A 983-nucleotide genomic window follows, 5' to 3' on the forward strand; every position below is an offset into this window, starting at 1 on the left:
GTCATGACAGATACCACCTATTGCGGCTTTGTCGCCATCGTGGGCCGCCCCAACGTGGGCAAGTCCACCCTGCTCAACAAGCTGCTTGGCCAGAAGGTCAGCATCACCTCGAAGAAGCCCCAGACCACCCGTCACCGGATTTTGGGGATCGACACCGAGGATAACTACCAGACCATCTATGTAGATACCCCGGGTCTGCACATTGAAGAGAAACGGGCCATCAACCGCCTGATGAACCGTGCCGCCACCAGTTCGCTGGGTGATGTGGCCATGGTGGTGTTCATGGTCGACGGTACCCACTGGACCAAAGACGACGAGATGGTGTTGGGCAAGTTGCGCAATCTCAAGTGCCCTGTGGTGCTGGCGGTCAACAAGATCGACAACGTCAAGGAGAAAGAAGATCTGCTGCCCCACCTCGAGTGGCTGGGACAACAGATGAACTTCGCCCATATTCTGCCCATCAGTGCCGAAAAGGGCACCAACGTGGAGAAGATCCGCGAGTGGGCCAAGGATCTGCTGCCGGAAAACGTCCACTTCTTCCCGGAAGATTACGTGACCGACCGGTCCTCCCGCTTTATGGCCTCCGAAATCATCCGCGAGAAGCTGATGCGCTTCACCGGTGAGGAGCTGCCCTACTCGGTGACGGTGGAGATCGAGCGCTTCAAGGTGGAAGAGAACGGTCTCTACCACATCCACGGCCTCATTCTGGTCGAGCGCGATGGCCAGAAGAAGATGGTCATCGGTAACAAGGGCGAGAAGATCAAGACCATCGGCACCGAAGCGCGCCTCGATATGGAACGTCTGTTCCAGAACAAGGTGCACCTCGAGCTGTGGGTCAAGGTCAAGTCGGGCTGGGCTGATGATGAGCGCGCCCTGCGCAGCCTCGGGTATGGCGACGACTGATTGCTGACTCCGGCTTTCGTCATCCACAGTCGGCCCTATCGGGAGACCAGCCAGCTGGTCGAGGTCTTCACCCAGGATAG

2 protein-coding genes are annotated in these 983 nt (G+C 58.1%); both read left to right on the forward strand.

The window, feature by feature from the left end:
- Nucleotides 1-3: 3 nt before the first annotated feature.
- Entirely contained in the window at nucleotides 4-903 is a 900-nt protein-coding gene (gene era, locus G5358_RS21335) for a GTPase Era (RefSeq protein WP_005335393.1), read from the forward strand.
- On the forward strand, nucleotides 904-983 hold an 80-nt coding region (locus tag G5358_RS21340), incomplete at its 3' end, for a recombination protein O N-terminal domain-containing protein (protein ID WP_421324908.1).

This window comes from Aeromonas sp. 604176 (assembly GCF_049170755.1).
Lineage (GTDB): Bacteria > Pseudomonadota > Gammaproteobacteria > Enterobacterales > Aeromonadaceae > Aeromonas > Aeromonas veronii_A.

Excerpts from the sequence above, each read along its gene's own strand:
- era (WP_005335393.1), top strand. The coding sequence starts at position 4 with ATGACAGATACCACCTATTGCGGCTTTGTCGCCATCGTGGGCCGCCCC.